Raw genomic sequence first — 17975 nt, 5'->3', positions numbered from 1 at the left:
GAGAGGTCAGATGGACAGGCCGCCGTCGACGGGCAGCACGGCACCGGTGATGTAGCCGGCCTCCTCGGAGGCGAGGAAGGCGACAGCCGCGCACATCTCGCTCGGGTCGCCGAAGCGGCCCATCGGGATGCCGGCAGTCAGCTCGGCGCGTTTCTCGGCGGGGACGGAAGAGACCATGCGGGTCTCCGCGTTGGGGGAGATGGCGTTCACGGTGACGCCGAAGCGGGCGAGTTCTTTGGCGGCGGTGCGGGTGAAGCCGATGATCCCGGCATTGGCGGTGGCGTAATTGGACTGGCCGATGTTGCCGTGCAGACCGGAGTAGGAGGTGACGTTGACGACCCGGCCATAGCCCTGGGCGCGGAAGTGGGGGACGCACGCCCGGGTGAACCGGAAGGTGCCGCCCGTGTGGACGGCCAGGACGGCGTCCCAGTCGTCGTCGGTGAGCTTCCACAGGACGCCGTCGCGCAGGATCCCGGCGTTGTTGACCAGGACGTCGACGCGGCCGGTCTCGGCCAGCGCGGTGGCGACGACACGCTCCGCTTCAGTGCTGGAGGTGACGTCCGCGGCCACCCACAGAGCGTCCAACTCCTGTGCCACCGCGTGGAGTTCGTCCTGGTCTCGGTCGACCAGGACCACGTCCGCGCCTGAAGTGCGCAGGTGGCGAGCGAGTTCGAGGCCGATGCCGCGGGCTGCGCCGGTGATGATCACGGTGCGGCCGGTGAAGTCGAAGCCGAGGTTGCCCATCGGGCGCTCCAATCCGGAAGATGAGGTGTCCATGGGCCTTACAGGCCGAGGTCGCGGCCGATGAGTTCCTTCATGATTTCGTTCGAGCCGGCCCAGATCTTGGTGACGCGGGCGTCCTGCCAGGCTCGGGCGACCCGGTACTCGTTCATGTAGCCGTACCCGCCGTGCAGTTGGACGCAGGCGTCGAGGACCTCGTTCTGCACCTGGGCGGTCCACCACTTGGCCTTGGCCGCGTCCACCGCCGAGAGCCGGCCCGTGACGTGGGCCGCGACGCACTGGTCGACGAAGGCCTGGGTCACCTCGATCTGGGTGACCATCTCGGCCAGCCGGAACTAGTTGTACTGGAAGGAGCCGACGGACTGGCCGAAGGCCTTCCGCTCCTTCACATACTCCAGCGTCTCGTCCAGGATCTGCGCGGCGTGGGCCAGGTTGAGCACGGCGGCACCGATCCGCTCCTGCGGGAGCCGCTCCATCATGTGGATGAAGCCGCGGTCGACTTCGCCGATGACGTTGGCGCCCGGGACGCGCACGTCGTGGAAGAACAGCTCGGCGGTGTCGGCTTCGTGCTGACCGACCTTCTCCAGCTTGCGCCCGCGCTCGAAGCCGGGCATGTCCGTCTCCACGGCGAACAGCGTGATGCCCTTGGCGCCCTTCTCCGGGCTGGTGCGAGCGGCGACGACCACCAGGTCGGCGCCGAAGCCGTTGGTGATGAAGGTCTTGGAGCCGTTGAGGGTCCAGTTCTCCCCGTCGCGCACGGCCGTGGTCCGCAGGGCCGCAAGATCGGAACCCGCCGAGGGCTCGGTCATACCGATCGCGGTGACCAGCTCGCCCGCGCAGAAACGCGGCAGCCAGCGCTCACGCTGCTCCTCGGTGGTCAGCTCGACCAGGTAGGGGGCGACGACCTCGCAGTGGATGGTGAACGAGGAGGCGAATGCCACCGACAGTCTGGCGAATTCCTCGTGCAGAACGGCGGTGAAGCGATAGTCACCCGCCTCACTGCCGCCGTACTGCTCCGGTATCAGCAGCCCGAGCAGTCCCTGCTGCCCAGCGGCCTTCCACACGGCGCGGTCGATCGCCCGCTGCTGGATGAACTCCTCCTAACGCGGCCGCAGCTCGCGCTCCACGAATGCCCGGACGGAGGTCCGGAATGCCTCGTGGTCGGCATCGAAGACGGTACGGCGCACAGGAGCTCCTCATCGCTCGCCGGAAACAGGAAGTAAGAAGCACGAAGTGGGAAGTAAGCGAGTGCATAGTGACTATGCGAGTGCTTAGTTTTCTTAGGCGGGTCGAATCCGTCAACCCCGTTTGTGAGGCAGGCGGACATGACGTACGCCACGGGGGTCCTCCATCGCGCGCAGTGGAGTCCGCCGGCGGTTCCCCCATCAACTCCCCACACATCAACCGTGTTGACGGGTCTGATTGAGCTGCGAGGTGCTCACCGAGGTACCCGACCAAGACGCAACGGGCAGGGGCCTGGGCCCTCTGGCGCGGACGTACCACGGCGAGGCGCGATCGTCCTATGGAGTACCTGTTTCGGCTGGCTACGTTGCTGACGTCATCCCTGTTCTGCCGGAGCTTGAGAGCCGCTCGCCCGGACAGAACCCACCGCCAGATCTCCGAGAAGAGCACTCAGATGCCCGAAGCCGTGATTGTGTCCTACGCCCGCTCGCCGATCGGTCGGGCGTTCAAGGGGTCGCTGAAGGAGATGCGCAGCGACGATCTCGCCACGCAGGTGATCTCTGCGGCGCTCGCCAAGGTCCCGGGACTCGACCCCGACGAGATCGGGGACCTGATCCTCGGCTGCGGTCTGCCCGGCGGCGAACAAGGCTTCAACTTGGCGCGCAACGTCGCGGTCCAACTGGGCTACGACAACCTGCCGGGCACCACGGTGACCCGCTACTGCTCATCGTCGCTGCAGACGACGCGGATGGCCTTCCACGCGATCAAGGCAGGCGAAGGGTCGGCCTACATCTCGGCGGGCACAGAGGCTGTGTCCCGGTACATCAACGGCAACTCGGACTCCTGGCCGGACACGCAGAATCCCGCGTTCGGCGTCGCTCAGGCACGCTCGGCCGCCAGGCAGGCGAGCCACGAGGCCTGGACCGACCCTCGCGAGTCGGGACTGGTGCCAGACGTGTACATCAGCATGGGTGAAACCGCGGAGAACGTTGCCTCCCTCACAGGCATCAGTCGCGAGGAGCAGGACCGGTGGGCGGTTCGTTCGCAGCACCGAGCCGAGGAGGCCATCGCCCGCGGCCACTTCCGCGAGGAGATCACCCCGATCACCCTGCCCGACAGCTCGATCGTGACCGCGGACGACTGCCCACGGCCCGGGACGACGCTCGACGCGGTCTCCGCGCTCAAGCCGGTCTTCCGTGAGAAGGGCTCCGTGACCGCCGGCAACTCGTGCCCGCTCAACGACGGAGCGGCGGCCCTCGTCATCATGTCCGATGTCCGGGCGCGTGAACTCGGCCTGCAGCCGCTGGCCCGCATCATCTCCACCGGCGTGACCGGTCTCTCGCCGGAGATCATGGGCCTCGGCCCCATCGAGGCCACCCGTCAGGCACTCGACCACGCAGGCCTGACCATGAGCGACGTCGACCTCGTCGAGATCAACGAAGCATTCGCCGTGCAGGTCCTCGGCTCTGCACGGGCGCTGCAGATCGACGAGGACAAACTCAACGTTTCGGGCGGGGCCATCGCGTTGGGCCACCCCTATGGGATGACCGGGGCGCGGATCACCGGATCGCTCATCAACAACCTGCAGGCGCATGACAAACAGATCGGCCTGGAGACGATGTGCGTCGGTGGCGGGCAGGGCATGGCCATGCTGATCGAGCGGCTCGCCTAGGGCGTAGCCCGTCGGTCCGGGCACACGCAGAGGTCCGTACCCTCGCGCGACGCGACCGGATCGACCGCGGCGGCCTCAGGCCGAACGTTCGCCGAAGCGGGCCAGCGCAGCCTCTACGCGATCCCTGGACCGAGCGAAGAACCGAGAAACCGACTTCTCCCGGGGTCACCACCTCAGCCGGATCAGCTCGCCGTCCCAAACAATCGGAGCGGAAGTAACAACATGACCGGCCTGTTCGCTGCGGGGCGGCGCGGTCATCCGTGGACAGGCTGGCCGTTCTCCGCCCAATGGGGCAGCCGGGAGACGCTGAACGTCACGCTGGTGGAACCCGAACCGGTGGGGGAAGTCGGCGTCGACATCGCCCGCGACGCCTCCGGCCGGTGGCGCCACCCCGCACGCCGGCACCGCGCCCGCCCCGACCTCTCTCCCACCGACATCGCCCCCGGTAGCGCGCCGCTTCTCGTCAGGCCGTCAGTGAAGGCGGGGGCCGAGGGCGAGCGCCGGCTGCTACTGGGGGCGGCGTCCGGTGACGTCCCCGCCCAGGTCGTCGGGCAGGGCGATGCGAGCGGTGACGAGCCTACCGACCGGCTCCCGCCGAACCTCGCGACGAGGCAACGGCAGACCTTGCGAGACGGAAGAGCCGCCGAGTTTGTGCGCTCACTGCCCGAACGCCCGGTCGTAGAGGCTCCGCAGCTTCGGGGTGGCCTCGGCATCGCCGTAGCACACCGGGACCTTGCCGTCCTTGGCGTAGACGAGGTAGGTCTGACCGACGGCGAACTCCTGGCCGAATGACTCCGGTTGTCCTTCTTGGTTGTTGTCGAGCCGGACGGTGGAGGCGTCTTCGCCGCGGTACCAGTGGTCTACTCGGAGAGTGATCTGGTCGCCGTCGATGGAGGTCGCGGTGCCCTCGAAGGCGGTCGTGTACTGGCGCAGGGTGGTGACGTCCAGCTCGGCGCACGCTGTGGCCGGGCCGCCGCCCGTGTCCTGCTGGACGGTCAGGACCAGCGGGGCGGCCGCGGCCGGAGGAGTGTCGCGGGTCGCCGTGACTCCCCAGGTGATACCGGCTCCCACCGTGAGCACAGCGGCGGCGGCTGCGGCCAGCAGCAGGGGGCGTCGGGGGCGGTCCGATGTGCGGGGGGATGTGCGGACCGTGGTGTCGGCGGTCATGGTGGCCTCCAGGAGACGGTTGATGTCGGGCTGGGGAGCATCAGAGGTCCGCGCCGGGTCGATGGCCCTCATCCGGGCCAGCAGTTCTTCGTCGTTCACCGGTTGCTCCTTCCTTCACCCATCTCATGTCCGGCCATGTCGTCATTCTTTCGGTCAAGCAGAGCGGCGAGTTTCTTCTTTGCCCTGTGCAGGCGGATGCTGACGGCGTTGGCGGTCAGTCCGGTCACTTCCGCCATCTCGCGCGGGGTCAGCCCCTCCCATGCCCAGAGCAGCACCACCTCACGGTCCAGGGCGCCCAGTGTGCCGAGTGCGGCCTGGAGTTCGGGGTGGTCGGCCTCCCCGGGCATGGGCGGCGGTGCGGTACGGGTCAGCCGCTCCACCAGCCGGAGCCGGCGCCCGTCCGCCCGGCGGGCGTTGGACAGGCAGCCGCGTGCGACGCCGTAACACCAGGGCAGCACGCTGTCGGGGTCGGTCACGAGGCCTTTCCCGAGCCCGGGCACGTCCTCGAGGCGGCGCCAGAGCACGAGCATCGTCTCCGCGAGGATGTCATCTGCCGCGTCGGCGTCCGCCCGGCGCAGCAGATACCGGTGCAGCGGCTTCGCCACCGCGCGCGCCAGCGATTCGAAGCGGGCTTCTCGGGCCCGGGCAAATTCCTGCTCCAGCATGGATTCCACACCCCCTCCTGTCCGGCCGGGGCCTGTTCCTTTCATCGCCACGGGCACTGTACTTACCCGGCCCGAGGGAGGTCCGTCGTGCCGGCCGAGGCGACGGCCGCTTCCCGACTGTCCCGGCCCGCGAGGTCCGGCACGGGCAGGTCGGCCACGACCCTTCGCGCGCGTCCTCCCCGAGTTCGATGCCGCTGCTGCCGAGATCCTCGCCAGGGGCTGCGCCGCGTAGCCGCCCGGACGAAACCGAGAAGACCGCCGCCCCGGCGCAGCGGAACCGTACTCACATGCCCGCTCGGCCCGGTGGGCGGCGCGAGATCGCCCCGGCAAAGCACGAGGGGAGCCCGGTGACCGTAAGGGTGTTGACGGGCGGGCCGCGCGCCAGGAAGGCTGTCGCCTCGTCGGCAACAGCACCCAACAGCAGGTAGGCGGCTTCCTGGGGCCTCATCCAGCCGACCCGGACCGCTCGGCCGCAGCGCCCTCGACGCGACCGCGCTGACCCTGCCGCCGCGGATGGCGGCCCCAACCTTGCGCCCGGAAACCGATCGGTTTACGATGATGGAAACCGGTCGGTTTCTCAATGAATCCAAGGGCTGGTCCGTGGCCCCCTTCGGGCGGGCCCTGTCCGAATCACCCGTCCGCAGCAGTTCACACAAAGGGAAGTCAGCGAGATGCCCAGCCCAGAGCCACGTCCCACGATTCACATCCCGGGAACCACCAGCCACACCATCGCCCCGCGCGCCGGACACCGCGGCGACGAGGGGACCCTGCGCTACCTCAGAGCGGGCACCGGCGCCCCCGTGGTCCTGCTGCACACCGTGCGCACCCAGGCCGAGCACTTCCGCTCCCTCATCCCGCTGATCGCGGACCAGTACACCGTGTACGCCCTCGACCTGCCGGGGATGGGCTACTCCGAGATCGTGCCCGGCGCGTCGTACGACGAGCCGGCCATGCGCGCGGGCGTCAAGCGGCTTCTGACCGAACTCGACCTCCATGACGTGACGTTGGTCGGGGAGTCCATGGGGGCGGTGCTCGCCCTGACCACCGCGGCCGACCTGCCCGAGCGGGTCCGGCGCGTCGTCGCCGTGAACACGTACGACTTCCCCGGCGGTATCGCCCGGTCCAGTCTTCTCGCCCGTGTGGTGGTCAGCGGTGTCCTCACTCCGGGGGTGGGCCCGGTGGTCGCCGGGGTGGAGCCCAAGGCCGTCTTCCGCAGGATCCTGCAGGGCGGGCTGGTCGACGAGAGCGCGCTGCGGGAGGACTACGTGGACGAGCTCCTTCAGGTGGGCAGTCGCCCCGGCTACCCGAGCGTCGCCCGGGCCGTGTACCAGAGCCTGCCCAGCCTCATCGCGGCCCGCTCGCGCTACCCCGAGGTCAAGGCGCCCGTCCACCTCGTCTACGGGGAGCACGACTGGTCCCGGCCCTCGGACCGGCAAGCCGACAAGGAGTTGCTGCCGGCCGCCGACTTCACGCAGGTGCCGGGAGCGGGCCACTTCATCTCCTTGGAACGGCCCGACCTCCTGGCCGACCTGCTGAACGCGGTGGCGTGACCGCCCCGAGAGCACCGTAGCCACCCCCGTTCGGATGCAGTGCGGAACGGGGGCAGGGTTCGACCATGTGCCTGACAGTGTCGGGGCAGGCACATGAGCGGCGCGTGGCAGAGATTCAGATCGAGTTCGATGTTCCGGCGGAGATGCGTGGCGGCACCGTGCTACGCGCCGATGTCTACCGGCCCGGGAATACGCGAACGGCTCCGTCGGCATGTGCGGCGGCAGCTACTTCGGCAACACCCAGTGGATGGCGGCGCTGTCGAGGGCGCCGGAGCTGAAGGCGATCGCACGGTTGATCTTGTGGGCCGATCCGGACGACGGCCTGTGGACGCGCGGCGGCGCGATCGAACTCGGCATCACCGCGCCCTGGTCTCTCATGCAGGGCGCCGACACGCTGATGCGCCGTCACCGCACCGACCTCGCGAGTGGTGAGCGGCGTCACCGGGCTCGTACAGGATTCGGACGGCCTGGCGAGCGCCGCTTACGGTGAGTTGCCCCCGGGCGGTTTCCCGCGTTCGCCCGGCACGACCTGCCCACCTTCCGGCTCGGCGGCTGGTGCGACATCTTCGCCCCAGGGCACGCCCGACAACTTCACCGCCATGCGCAGCGCCGGCCGGCCGGCCCGGCACGCCGATCATGGCCCGTGGTCCCACACCAACCGGCGGCACGTGGTCGGTGACGTCGACTTCGGAGCGCGTCGAGCAACGCTGCACCGTCCAGTGACTGCTGCTCAACCGCCCCGAGCGGCGCAACGCCCTCGACATCACCCTCATCGAAGCCAGGACGATCGGGTGGCGGGAGGGAATCCCGCCCCGCGGGCCACCCGACCTTCGAAGACGGCAGGCCCCTCGATCACCGAGCGCCTGCTGGTGGTCAACGGGATGACAGGGCTGCGGCGTGAGCGGCCCGCAACGAAGGCTTGTCGATCTTGCCGACAGCGTTCTTGGGGATGGCGTCGACCACGAGGAACGACGTCGGCCGCTTGTAGCCACTGAGGTGTTGCGCGGTCAGCGCTTCCAGAGCCGCGGGGCGGACAGTCATACCAGGTCGCGGCTGGACGTAGGCGACTACCACCTCTCCCCACTTGTCGTCAGGCACACCGATGACGGCGGCCTCGAGGACAGACGGGTCAGCCGTGAGGACGTCCTCGATCTCCTTGGGGTAGATGTTCTCGCCACCACGGATGATCATGTCTTTCGATCGCCCGACCAGGGTCAGGTAGCCGTCCGCGTCCAGGTGGCCCACGTCGCCCGTGTACAGCCAGCCGTCCACGATCGTCTTCGCGGTGTCTTCCGGCCGGCCGAGATAACCACGCATGACGTTGGGGCCACGCACGATGACCTCACCGTCCAAGCCGGTCGCCAGCTCGTTACCCCGCTCGTCGACGATCCGGAGCTCCTGCCCCGGGACGGCAACCCCCACGGTGCCCGCCCGGCGCGGACCCGCGACGGGGTTGACGGTGGAGAAGCAGGTTCCTTCGGACAGCCCGTAACCCTCGATGATGGGGAAGCCGTACCGAGCCTCGAATCGGATCGGCAACTCGGCGGAGGCGGGTGCCGCGCCGCACGTGCCGTAACGCAGCGAGGACGTGTCGGGGCGAACGTCGGCCGGCAGCGCCTCGAGCACGTTGTAGATCGTGGGCACGGCACTGAAGTAGGTGGGCCGCTCCCGCTCGACGAGATCGAAGAAGGTCTCGGGGTCGAACCGGTCGGCGATGAAGACACTGCCGCCTGCGACCAGCGGCATGAGCACGCTGATCACGATGGCGTTGACGTGGAAGAGCGGCAGGATCAGCAGGCAGCGGTCGGTCGGCCCGGTCTCGACCGCCTGGCACCCCATCGCCGCCATGGCGTCGATGTTGGAGTGGTCGAGCATCACCCCCTTCGGTACGCCCGTCGTTCCGCTGGTGTAGATCAGGAGTGCCGGCGCGATCGAGTCAAGCTGCGGCGTCGGACCCGACCCCACCGCCTCTGCGTACAGGTCGTCGACGGCCAGCGTGGCGACGCCTGCGGCGGTCGTGCCGTCCTCGACGACCAGCACGCGTGCGCCCGAGTCGTGGAGCTGCCGTGCGACCTCACCCTCGGTCAGGCTCGGATTGACCGGGGTGACGGTCGCCCCGAGCCGCCAGGCCGCGAACAGCAGAAGCACGAACTCGACGCGGTTCCTCAGCTTGAGCGCCACGACATCGCCCGTACCGATCCCAAGGTCCTGAAGGTGACGAGCAGCAGCCCGGACACGGGTCAGGAACCGGGCATTGGTGAGCGACTGACGCCCGTCGGCAACCGCGGGCCCATCCGCGGTGGATGCGGCGCGACGGTCGGGCAGAGAGGCGAATTGCATGGTGAGGTCACCTATCGTGGTGTGGCGCGTTTCAACGCGAAGGCAACAGTGCGGGCTTCGGGTGACAGGCTCGGTCACTCAGCGGCATCGCGCTTCGCGATCGCCTCGCCGGCCGAGAACTGGAGCGTCCAGACGTTGCCGTGGTGCGGGTACTTCTCCACCATGGTGGCCACCAGCTCTTCGGCGTCCTTCGCGACCTCGGAGGCAGCCGCGAAGTCCTGGATGTAGGCGCGGGTCTGGGCGATCATCGTCTCGACCGCGTAGTCGTCGCCGTCGGGCCTGCGGTGTCCGGACACGATCATGCGCGGGCGGAGGCTCTCCACGGTGTCGACGGTCTCGAGCCAGTCCTGCCACTCATCGGGCGTCGACAGGCCGAGCATCGGGTGGATCTCGTTGTAGATGGAGTCACCGGCCACGACGACGTCGATCTCGGGGATGTGCACGATGCTCGTGGGATGGATGTCGGCCTGCTTCACCTCGATGATGTGCAGGGGAGATCCGTCGACGTACAACGTGTCGCCTTCGAGCGGCTCCGGAAGCGGCCCCGCCATGATGCAGGTGTCGCCGAACAGCATGCGCCACTGCTCGATCTGAAGCTGCATGTTCTGCTTCATGGACTCGACCACGTGGGGCAACGCCACGGCCTTCGCCTCCGGGAACCGCTCCAGGAGCGGTCCGCAGCCCAGGTAGTGATCAGCGTGATCGTGGGTGATGTAGATCGTCGTGAGCTTCTTGCCGGTGCGCTCGATCAGGTCACCGAGGTCGCGGACGTCGTCCTTGAGGTAGAGCGCGTCGATCAGGACCACCTCGGTGGCGCCGCTCACGAGCGTGGCCGTGGTGGGCGAGAAGGTGCCGTTCGGCACGCCGGGAAACTCCTCGGCCGGGACATTCGGCCAGCGACCGACGAAGACCGTGGCGCGGATGGGTGCGGCCGGCGAGGAGTGGGGGTCAGTGGTCACGAGGTACCTCCGGTTGCGGTGTTGTCGGCCGACGCGGCATTGCGCACGTCGGCGGCGAAGTCACGTTATGAACGCACGCTCGGTGACTCATAGAACGAGTGCGCCGAGCGCTGGTACGCGAGCGCCACGTTGCTCTGAAGCACCACCATGGCTGCTGGAGCGGTAGATACGGCTCACCGCAGGACAAGCAACCCCGGGGAGACAGCGGCAGGGCAGAGTGCCAGAGTGATCGCGACAGTCGGCGCGACGCGCCGTTCGCTGGGCAGGGAGCGGAAAGGTCTGGACAGCGTGATCATCGCTGCGACCGGTGGCGCGGCTCGCCGGAAATCGCGCGGGGCCCGCGACCGGCAGCTGCGCGCGGTATCCGCATACGCCGCCATCGGAACCGAAGACGAGCAGGACGGGACGGCCGTCCCCGGCGATACTTTCGCTGCTGAAGCGGTCTGCGTCGGTTGTCGGCAGGTCGACGTGGGGAATCCTGTCCCCAACTCCCAATTCACTCCTCGGGATCCGCGGATCGCGCAAGATGCCCGCGAAAGGTCGGCCGGTCGATGAGGTAGCGGATGCCCTGTGATGAGGTCCCGGGGCACGCACGGTCGACAGCACCTCACGATGCCTCGGGACCTCGGTCAGGGGGTCAGCCGGTCAGCTCGTAGGGGACGGGCTGGTTCTCCCTGGCCCAGAGCTTCTCGATGTCGGACTCCGCCGGTGGCGGAACGAGGCCCTGGACGCGCCACAGGTCCATGGGGGTCTCGTCGATGTGGACCTCCCAGTCGTAGCCGCGCTCCTTCACGAACGGCGCCAGCTTCTCCTCGATGATTTCCATGCACAGGAACCGCATCTCGGGGTCGTCCATCTGCCGGGCGATGTGGTCCACGCGGATCCGTATGAAGTTGTTGTTCGCCTTGCCACCGACGTACATGGTGTTCGCCGGCATGTCCTTGAACAGGACGACGACATAGAACTTCGGCAGGTCATAGGCGTAGTCCGTGTAGAGCGAGGTGATCCTCTGGGACAGCTGTTCCTTGTCCTCGGGGGTGAAGGCGTTTTCGGGGGTGAAGATCTCCCAGTACGGCATTGCGGCTCCTTGATGGATGGATCGGTGACGGAGGGTGCGGCTCGTCGATGTGGCTCAGGAGGGGAGGCTCAGGAGGGGGCTCAGTCCCGGAGGTGCTTGACGAAGTGGTCCCGTGCGGCTGCGGAGAGCTCGTCGAAGCCGGGGCCGCTGTAGAAGTCGAAGTGGCCGCCCTGCTTGACGATGATCTGCTTCGGCTCCCGGGCCTCCGCGTACGCGTCGAGGGCCAACTCGAACGGTGCCACCCTGTCGTTGTCGGCCACGATCATCAGCAGCGGGGTCGGCGCGATGCGGCTGATGAAGGTGCCCGGGGCGTACTCGGTCACCATTTCCATGCTTCGCACCGTCAGCTCGTTCTTCCAGTTGGGCGCCCGGTCCGCCGACGTCTTGCTGAACCACTCGTAGGCGTCGGCCGCGGGCATCACGGCCTGCGCCGTAGGGTCGGCCGCGACGACCGGGACCATGACGGGCTCTCCGCCGGTGAACCGGTTGAGTCGGTCGCCCTCCTGGATCGCACGGAAGACCGGGATGAAGTCCGGCCGGATCGCCCGGCTCAGGGTGCGCGGACCCGTGATGAACGGCACCTGGGAGACGACGGCCTTCACCCTCTTGTCGATCGCCGCGACCATGAGGACGTGGCCACCGGAGAAGCTGGAGCCCCAGATGCCGATCTTCGACGCGTCCACCTCGGGGCGGGTGGTGGCGTAGGTGATCGCGTTCCGGAAATCCCGGTACTGCAGGACCGGGTCGACCTCCTGGCGGGGAGTTCCCTCACTGTCGCCGAAGTTCCGGTGATCGTAGGCGAGCACGTTGAGGCCGGCTTCGGAGAAGACCACGGCATAGTCGTCGAGGTGCATCTCCTTGACGCATGACAGCCCGTGCGCCAGGACCACGACCGGTGCCGGCGTGCTGGTGTTCCTGGCCGGATAGAACCAGCCCCGGAGGGTGACGTCGCCCTCGCCCTTGAACTCGATGTCTTCTCGATTCATGTGATCTTCCGATTCGCTTGCGATGGTCCGTCGGTCGTGTGGGGGTGCACTCGGAGTGGTCCGACACTCGCGAGTAGTGGTGTCGGCCACAGAATCCATGAATGCCGGTGAGGGCTCATAGAAGGATCGCGCCGCGGGGTGGTACGGGTGTGTCAGGCCTACGAGGAGACGGTCAGGCACATCCGTGGGCTTCCCGGTAGTCGCCGGGCGACAGCGAGAACTCCCGACGGAACTCCCGTCCGAAGTGGCTGGCATCGCAGAAGCCCCACCGGTGCGCGATGGCGGCAATGCAGAGGTTCGTGTTCACCAGGTCGCCTCTGGCCGCTGCCAGGCGGTGCATGCGGATGACCGCCCCGACGGTGTCCCCGGTCGACGCGAAGGCCCGGTGGACCGTCCTCGGAGAAACGCTGTGGGCGGCAGCGAGGTCGGCGACTCTGATCGGTCCACCGGAGAGATGGTCGATGATCCAGTCCTCCAGCCGCCGTCGGAACAGTTGCAGGAACGCGTCGTCGCCTATGTGGGGTCGACTCGCACGGATCATGCCGGCGATGAGGACGAGGAGGGCGTTGCGCGCTCCCTCGACCTCCACCGCTGACATCCGCCCGATGTGACGGTCCATGCTCATGAGGAAGCCGTGGAGCAGGTTGGCCAGAGGGTTCTGAGCCGTGTCCAGGAGCAGGCAACCGGGTGCACCGCCCCCCGCGTCGAACGGGGACAGCGCGCTCATGGGCACCCGGACGGTTCGTTTGGCCAGGTGATCCGGGATGACGAACCGCCCGGTGGTGCGGGTGCTCATCACGAGAACCGTTCCTGGTCGCAGGATGACGGTCTCGTCAGACGTCTCGATGATCTGTTGGCCGGCGCTGGCGGCGAGGAGCAGCAGCGCGTCATCGTCCTGACGCACTGCGTTTCTGCCTCGGATCCCTTCGACCTGCGGGCACACCCAGTCGGTGATGAGAAGGTCTCCGAGGTCCAGTTCCTCGGCAGATCCGAGGCGCTTGACCGGCCCGGTGAGCCGCAGGTCCATGGAGGCAAGGCGGTCGCGGACGGCGAGCCTCCAGCGGACGTCCAACTCTTCGGGTGTCAGCAGGCCGGCGGGGCTTAGCATGGATGGGGCTACAGTCACTTCGGCTCCAGCTCGATAGAAGTTTTCCTCTCGGTCGTGACTCGTAGTTTGCTTCGTCGAAACATTCCGGTACTTGCCCTGAGGCGACAAGGATTTGTCCTTGCGTGACACCGATCTTCCTGTCCGGTGCTCTGCCCTGCAGGGGCTGTCCGCGCTCGTCACCGAGATCGGCGGCTCGGGCCCCGAACTCCTCGCGGCATATGGCTTCGACGAGGCGAGGATCGCCGAGGGCAACTCGTTCGCCAGTCTCCGACTGGTCGAGCGCGTTCTCGAGGAAACGGCCGCCCGATTCGCGCTTCCGGACCTCGGGTTGAGGATGGCGGCGCAGCAGGATCTGCATGTGCTGGGACCGCTGGCGATCGCCATGGAGAACGCACGCACGATCGGCGAGGCCGTCGAGTGCGCGAGCCGGTACCTGTTCGTCTACAGCCCGGCCCTCTCACTGGAGGAAACCGACGATCCGCTGGGAAGTCCCGGTGTGGTCGGCCTCCACTACAGAACCACGGGCATCAACGCCTCACCACAGGCGATCGACTACGGCATCGGGATCGTCCACCAAGTCCTGACGCTGATCCACGGCGACGCACCCTACGGACTTCGTTCGGTCCTGCTTCCACACGCTCGCCTGGCACAGGAAAGCTCCTACCGGAAGTACTTCGGGGCCGAGGTCAGATTCGACTGTCCGAGCGCGGTCCTGCGCGTCCCGAGCCAACTGTTCTCGACACCGGTCAGCGGCGGCGACGACCTGCTTCACGACATCGCGATGGACCATCTCGAAACGCACTTCGGCCATCAGCACGTGCCGATGTCGGACCTGGTCGCGGCGATTCTCGGCGAACAGCTCGGATCCAGCGGTCCGGACCTGTCGAAAGTCGCGCGCCTGCTGAGTCTCCACCCGCGTTCACTGCAGCGGTCCCTGTCCCAGGAGGGCACGACCTTCTCCGGCGTCGTCGATCGTGTACGCAGGAGTCAGGCCCTGGACTTGATCACGACGACCGACCTGCCCTTCTCGCAGATCGCGGCCAGCCTGGGGATGCAGGAACAGTCCAGCCTCACTCGTGCGGTACGTCGGTGGTTCGACACGTCACCTTCCAGACTGCGACGCGAAGGACAGGAGCCGAAAGGTCAGTCCGCCCCCATCGACTGAGCGTGCTCCGCGAGCCCTGAGCCGGCCCCGGTGATCTCGTCTCTCCACGGCCTCAAGTCCGCTGTCACGGGTCTGAGTTCGGAGCTGCCTCTGTCCGGGAGGGCCTGTTCGGCCCAGATGACCTTGCCCTCACCGCCGTGCCGTGCGCCCGAGCGCTCGGCGAGCTGGGCGACCAGGAGCAGGCCGCGGCCGCCTTCGTCGACGGTGGCTCCGCCTTCGTCGTTGCATCGCCTACATCGCCGCAGCCTTCACCGACGTCGCCACCAAAGCGGGATTCACCGACGATCAGTGACCACGCTTGAGGTTTCTGAGCGGCACATGGCCCATGTCCAGCTCGCCTACCTGGGTTCGGCTGCGGAGGCAGACGAATTGGTGGCCCCGTTGCGGGCGTTGAAACCTGCGTACGACGGTGTGCAGGAGATCCCGTACCGACGGTCCGACACCGTCTTCAGCGAACCGGATCAGCCGCATGCGTATGTCGCCGACAACGTCTTGTTGCGGGCGATCGACGAGGAACGCCTCCACGACGCCATCGCCGTGTCGGCGCCGGGCCGGTCGGTTCGCTCCATCATTTCGGTTCGTCATCTCGGTGGGGCGCTGTCCAGCGAGCCGAGGGTGCCGAACGCAGTCAGCCACCGCGAGGCCATGTACCTGCTGTGTGTGGTATCCCCGACAACCAAGTCGAACGCGGCACGTGCGCGGGCGCTACAGGATGAACTGTTGGCCTGCTGGTCGGGGACCGCCGTAGGCAGCTCTCCGAACTTCACTCTCGGACGACCCGACCAACGCGCCGCCGCAGAACTGTTCGACGCCGAGCGTCGTGACCGATTGCTGCGACTGGCCCGTAAGTACGACCCCGCCGGACTGTTGCACCCCAGCTTCGTCATCGCCTGAGCACCTCCTGCGAAAGGCTGACCGATGCGCTGGTCCGTGCTCAGCTAGTGACGCTTCCCGGCCGCATGGACTGCGGATCATCCTCCCGATCCCCTCCCTGCGTGTCGGGGAGCCGCCGTCGTTGTCAGTCCCGGATGGCCGCACCCCGTACGCGCGATCAGCGGGGTACCTGACCGGAGTCGGCTGCGGGCAGGACCAGGCGGAAGGTGCAGCCGCGGCCGGGGGCCGTGTCGAGTTCGAGGCGGCCGCCGTGGCCCTCGGCGATGGTCGCGGCGATGGCGAGGCCGAGGCCGCTGCCGCCGTGGAGGCGGGAGCGGGCGGGGTCTGCGCGGTAGAAGCGCTCGAAGACGAGCTCGGCGTCGACGGGTTGGAGGCCCGGCCCTTCGTCCGCCACCTCGATCACGCTGATCGGCAGGCGCTCCGGCAGGGGCGGTGAAGCGGCGAAGCGTCCGCGTCGGTCCGTGCCTCCGGTTCCGGGACCCGCCTCGGTCGTGCCGACACGGACGTGGACGCGGGTGCCCAGCGGGGTGTGGATACGGGCGTTGGAGAGCAGGTTCTCGAGGATCTGCCGCAACCTGTGCGGGTCGCCGACGGTCTCCGCGACGTCGAGTTCTTCGGCTCCGGTGGGATCGGCCGGGGTGTGCGGCGGGCCGAGGTCAATGGGGTGGGACGCGCTGTGGACGGCGGTCGCGCTGACGGCGTCCGCCGCCAGGGCCAGCAGGTCGACCCGTTCCCTCCGGTAGGAGGGCTCCTTGTCCAAGGTGGCCAGCAGCTGGAGGTCGTCGACGAGCAGGCTCATGCGCTCCGCGTTCTGCGCGATGAACCGGTTGGCCTCCTGCAGTTCCCGCGCCGGGCGTCGCTCCGGGCGCAGTGCGAGCTGGGCGTAGCCCTGGATGGCGGTGAGCGGGGTGCGCAGTTCGTGCCCTGCGTCGGCGACGAACCGACGCAGCCGGGCCTCGGAGGCCTCGCGGGCCAGCAGCGCCTTCTGGAGCCGGTCGAGCATGGAGTTCAGGACCCGGCCGAGCCGTCCGATCTCGGTGCGCGGATCGGTGTCGGGCAACCGCAGGTCGAGCCGGCCCCCGGTGATGTCCTGTGCGGTGCCTTCCATTCTGGTCAAGGGCATCAGGCCCAGCCGGACCACCCACCGGCCCAGGGCGAGCAGGGCGACGATCGTGACGGCGAGAAGGACTGCGTTCAGCCAGAGGATCTTCGAGGCGGCTCCGTCGACGGTGTCGAGCGGCAGGGCGACCACCGCGCTCATCCCTTCCGGGCCGGGGTTGAGCATCACTCTCCAGCGTCCGTCGCCGCTCGTGGCACGCACGGTTTCCGGATGCCCGTCCCGCAGACCGAGGTCCCGCGCGTCATCGGCCAGCTGAGGTCCCGGCTTTCCCTCGGAGCCGAGGGAGTCGTTCAGACGGCGCCCGTAGGCATCGTAGAAGTAGACGTGGAAGTCCGAGGGCAGCATGTCCGGGCGGCCCTCCGGCACCGGGAGTGTGCCGTCGAGGGCGTCGTGGAAGGCCGGTGCCGGTGGGTGGAACGCAACGAGTTGCTCGTCGACACGGTCCAGCAGAAAGGATCGAAGCACTACGTAACCGATGGCCTGGGAGGCCAGGACCGCCGCGGTGGCGAGGACGGTGACACCGAGGACGAGGCGTCGTCTCAACGATCTGGGCGGCCGGGGCAGGAGGTGGGTCACTGATCCGGCGTCCCTGCGTGGTCGCGGGGAAGGCGCAGGCTGTAGCCGACACCGCGCACGGTCTGGATGAGCGGTGGATCGAAGCAGTCGATCTTCTTGCGCAGGTAGCGCACGTATGTCTCGATGATCCGCGCGTCACCGGCGAAGTCGTAGCTCCAGACGTGGTCGAGGATCTGGGCCTTGGTCACCACCTGGCCCGCGTTCACCAGGAGGTAGGCCAGGAGCTTGAACTCGGTCGGTGACAGTGCGACGTACTGGCCCGCGCGGTGTACCTCGTGGGCGCCCTCGTCAAGTTCCAGGTCCGCGTAGCTCAGGACGCTCAGCGAGGTCCGCACGGCGCCGGACGGCGCCGTCCGGCGCAGGATGGCCTCGATGCGCAGCAGCACCTCCTCGATGCTGAATGGTTTGGAGACATAGTCGTCTCCGCCGACGCGCAGGCCGCTGATGCGGTCGTCGGTGCCGGTGCGGGCGGTCAGGAACAGGATCGGACAGTCGTTGCCCGCCGCCCGCAGCCTGCGGGTCACCTCGAAGCCGTCCAGGTCGGGCAGCATCACGTCGAGCAGCACCAGGTGCGGATCCAGGCGTTCGACCTCCAGGAGGGCGGACTGTCCGGTGTCGGTGCTGCTCACCTCGTATCCGGTCAGACGGAGCGTCGCCTCCAGCAGGGTGCGGATGCTGGGCTCGTCCTCGACCACGAGGAGCCGATGTCGCGGCGCCGCCGCTGCGGGCTGCTCGGTCATGACGTCTGCTGGTCCGTTCTGCCGTCCGGAGG

Annotated in this window: 15 protein-coding genes and 2 pseudogenes; 5 read left to right on the top strand and 12 right to left on the bottom strand. The window is 68.1% G+C overall.

The annotated features are described in order from the left end of the window. Positions 1 to 6 precede the first annotated feature (6 nt). Both K1J60_RS39345 and K1J60_RS39340 read right to left on the bottom strand, forming a co-directional pair. A complete protein-coding gene (locus K1J60_RS39345; protein ID WP_220650383.1) occupies positions 7 to 777 on the bottom strand; it encodes an SDR family NAD(P)-dependent oxidoreductase in 771 nt (256 codons plus the stop codon). A gap of 5 nt (positions 778 to 782) precedes the next feature. Next, positions 783 to 1928: pseudogene (locus K1J60_RS39340) on the bottom strand (acyl-CoA dehydrogenase family protein). A 449-nt stretch (positions 1929 to 2377) separates the two neighbouring features. Here K1J60_RS39340 and K1J60_RS39335 point away from each other — a divergent pair. After that, positions 2378 to 3595, top strand: coding sequence for an acetyl-CoA C-acetyltransferase (locus tag K1J60_RS39335; protein WP_220650382.1), 1218 nt, complete (start codon positions 2378 to 2380; stop codon positions 3593 to 3595). Positions 3596 to 4252: 657 nt separating this feature from the next. Here the strand turns inward: K1J60_RS39335 and K1J60_RS39330 are convergent. Both K1J60_RS39330 and K1J60_RS39325 read right to left on the bottom strand, forming a co-directional pair. Further along, a complete protein-coding gene (locus K1J60_RS39330) occupies positions 4253 to 4861 on the bottom strand; it encodes a hypothetical protein (protein ID WP_220650381.1) in 609 nt (202 codons plus the stop codon). Beyond that, positions 4858 to 5427 (bottom strand): RNA polymerase sigma factor, encoded by a 570-nt coding sequence (locus K1J60_RS39325; RefSeq protein WP_259408359.1) that lies wholly within the window; start codon positions 5425 to 5427, stop codon positions 4858 to 4860. The genes K1J60_RS39330 and K1J60_RS39325 overlap by 4 nt, the downstream gene beginning before the upstream one ends. Before the next feature lie 671 nt (positions 5428 to 6098). On the opposite strand from K1J60_RS39325, the gene K1J60_RS39320 reads away from it, so the two are divergent. Beyond that, positions 6099 to 6977, top strand: coding sequence for an alpha/beta fold hydrolase (locus K1J60_RS39320; protein ID WP_220650379.1), 879 nt, complete (start codon positions 6099 to 6101; stop codon positions 6975 to 6977). A 211-nt stretch (positions 6978 to 7188) separates the two neighbouring features. Continuing rightward, positions 7189 to 7467: a CocE/NonD family hydrolase gene (locus K1J60_RS39315; protein WP_220652007.1), complete on the top strand. Its 279-nt coding sequence runs from the start codon at positions 7189 to 7191 to the stop codon at positions 7465 to 7467. A 383-nt stretch (positions 7468 to 7850) separates the two neighbouring features. Here K1J60_RS39315 and K1J60_RS39310 read toward each other — a convergent pair whose 3' ends face one another. From K1J60_RS39310 to K1J60_RS39290, 5 genes are all read right to left on the bottom strand, one after another. After that, positions 7851 to 9395, bottom strand: coding sequence for a class I adenylate-forming enzyme family protein (locus K1J60_RS39310; protein WP_259408106.1), 1545 nt, complete (start codon positions 9393 to 9395; stop codon positions 7851 to 7853). Then, the gene (locus K1J60_RS39305) at positions 9392 to 10276 is read right to left on the bottom strand and encodes an MBL fold metallo-hydrolase (protein ID WP_220650378.1); all 885 of its coding nucleotides are present in this window, start codon (positions 10274 to 10276) and stop codon (positions 9392 to 9394) included. The genes K1J60_RS39310 and K1J60_RS39305 overlap by 4 nt, the downstream gene beginning before the upstream one ends. Positions 10277 to 10913: 637 nt before the next feature. Continuing rightward, on the bottom strand, positions 10914 to 11354 hold the full coding sequence (locus K1J60_RS39300) for a tautomerase family protein (RefSeq protein WP_220650377.1): 441 nt from the start codon (positions 11352 to 11354) through the stop codon (positions 10914 to 10916). An 80-nt stretch (positions 11355 to 11434) separates the two neighbouring features. Next, positions 11435 to 12340, bottom strand: coding sequence for an alpha/beta hydrolase (locus K1J60_RS39295; protein WP_220650376.1), 906 nt, complete (start codon positions 12338 to 12340; stop codon positions 11435 to 11437). A gap of 172 nt (positions 12341 to 12512) precedes the next feature. Continuing rightward, complete coding sequence (locus K1J60_RS39290) at positions 12513 to 13577, bottom strand: AraC family transcriptional regulator (RefSeq protein WP_220650375.1); 1065 nt, start codon at positions 13575 to 13577, stop codon at positions 12513 to 12515. Between K1J60_RS39290 and K1J60_RS39285 the strand changes: the two genes are divergently transcribed. Then, positions 13567 to 14613, top strand: a complete 1047-nt coding sequence (locus K1J60_RS39285; protein ID WP_220650374.1) for an AraC family transcriptional regulator — start codon at positions 13567 to 13569, stop codon at positions 14611 to 14613. The two genes, K1J60_RS39290 and K1J60_RS39285, sit on opposite strands and share 11 nt — an antisense overlap. On the opposite strand, the pseudogene K1J60_RS47250 reads toward K1J60_RS39285, so the two are convergent. Then, positions 14592 to 14819 (bottom strand): annotated as a pseudogene (locus tag K1J60_RS47250) (hypothetical protein); the annotation flags it as partial. The gene K1J60_RS39285 and the pseudogene K1J60_RS47250 overlap by 22 nt on opposite strands. An 82-nt stretch (positions 14820 to 14901) precedes the next feature. Here K1J60_RS47250 and K1J60_RS39280 point away from each other — a divergent pair. Further along, entirely contained in the window at positions 14902 to 15507 is a 606-nt protein-coding gene (locus K1J60_RS39280; protein ID WP_220650373.1) for a hypothetical protein, read from the top strand. Between the two features lie 157 nt (positions 15508 to 15664). Here the strand turns inward: K1J60_RS39280 and K1J60_RS39275 are convergent, their stop codons facing one another. After that, a complete protein-coding gene (locus K1J60_RS39275; protein WP_220650372.1) occupies positions 15665 to 17203 on the bottom strand; it encodes a sensor histidine kinase in 1539 nt (512 codons plus the stop codon). Then, positions 17200 to 17943, bottom strand: a complete 744-nt coding sequence (locus K1J60_RS39270) for a response regulator transcription factor (RefSeq protein ID WP_220650371.1) — start codon at positions 17941 to 17943, stop codon at positions 17200 to 17202. Before K1J60_RS39270 ends, K1J60_RS39275 begins: the two co-directional genes overlap by 4 nt. Positions 17944 to 17975: the final 32 nt, after the last annotated feature.

This window comes from Streptomyces akebiae (assembly GCF_019599145.1).
GTDB classification, from domain to species: Bacteria; Actinomycetota; Actinomycetes; order Streptomycetales; family Streptomycetaceae; genus Streptomyces; species Streptomyces akebiae.
Note: the sequence above shows the minus strand (reverse complement) of the source record. Positions and strands in the feature narration are given on the sequence as shown.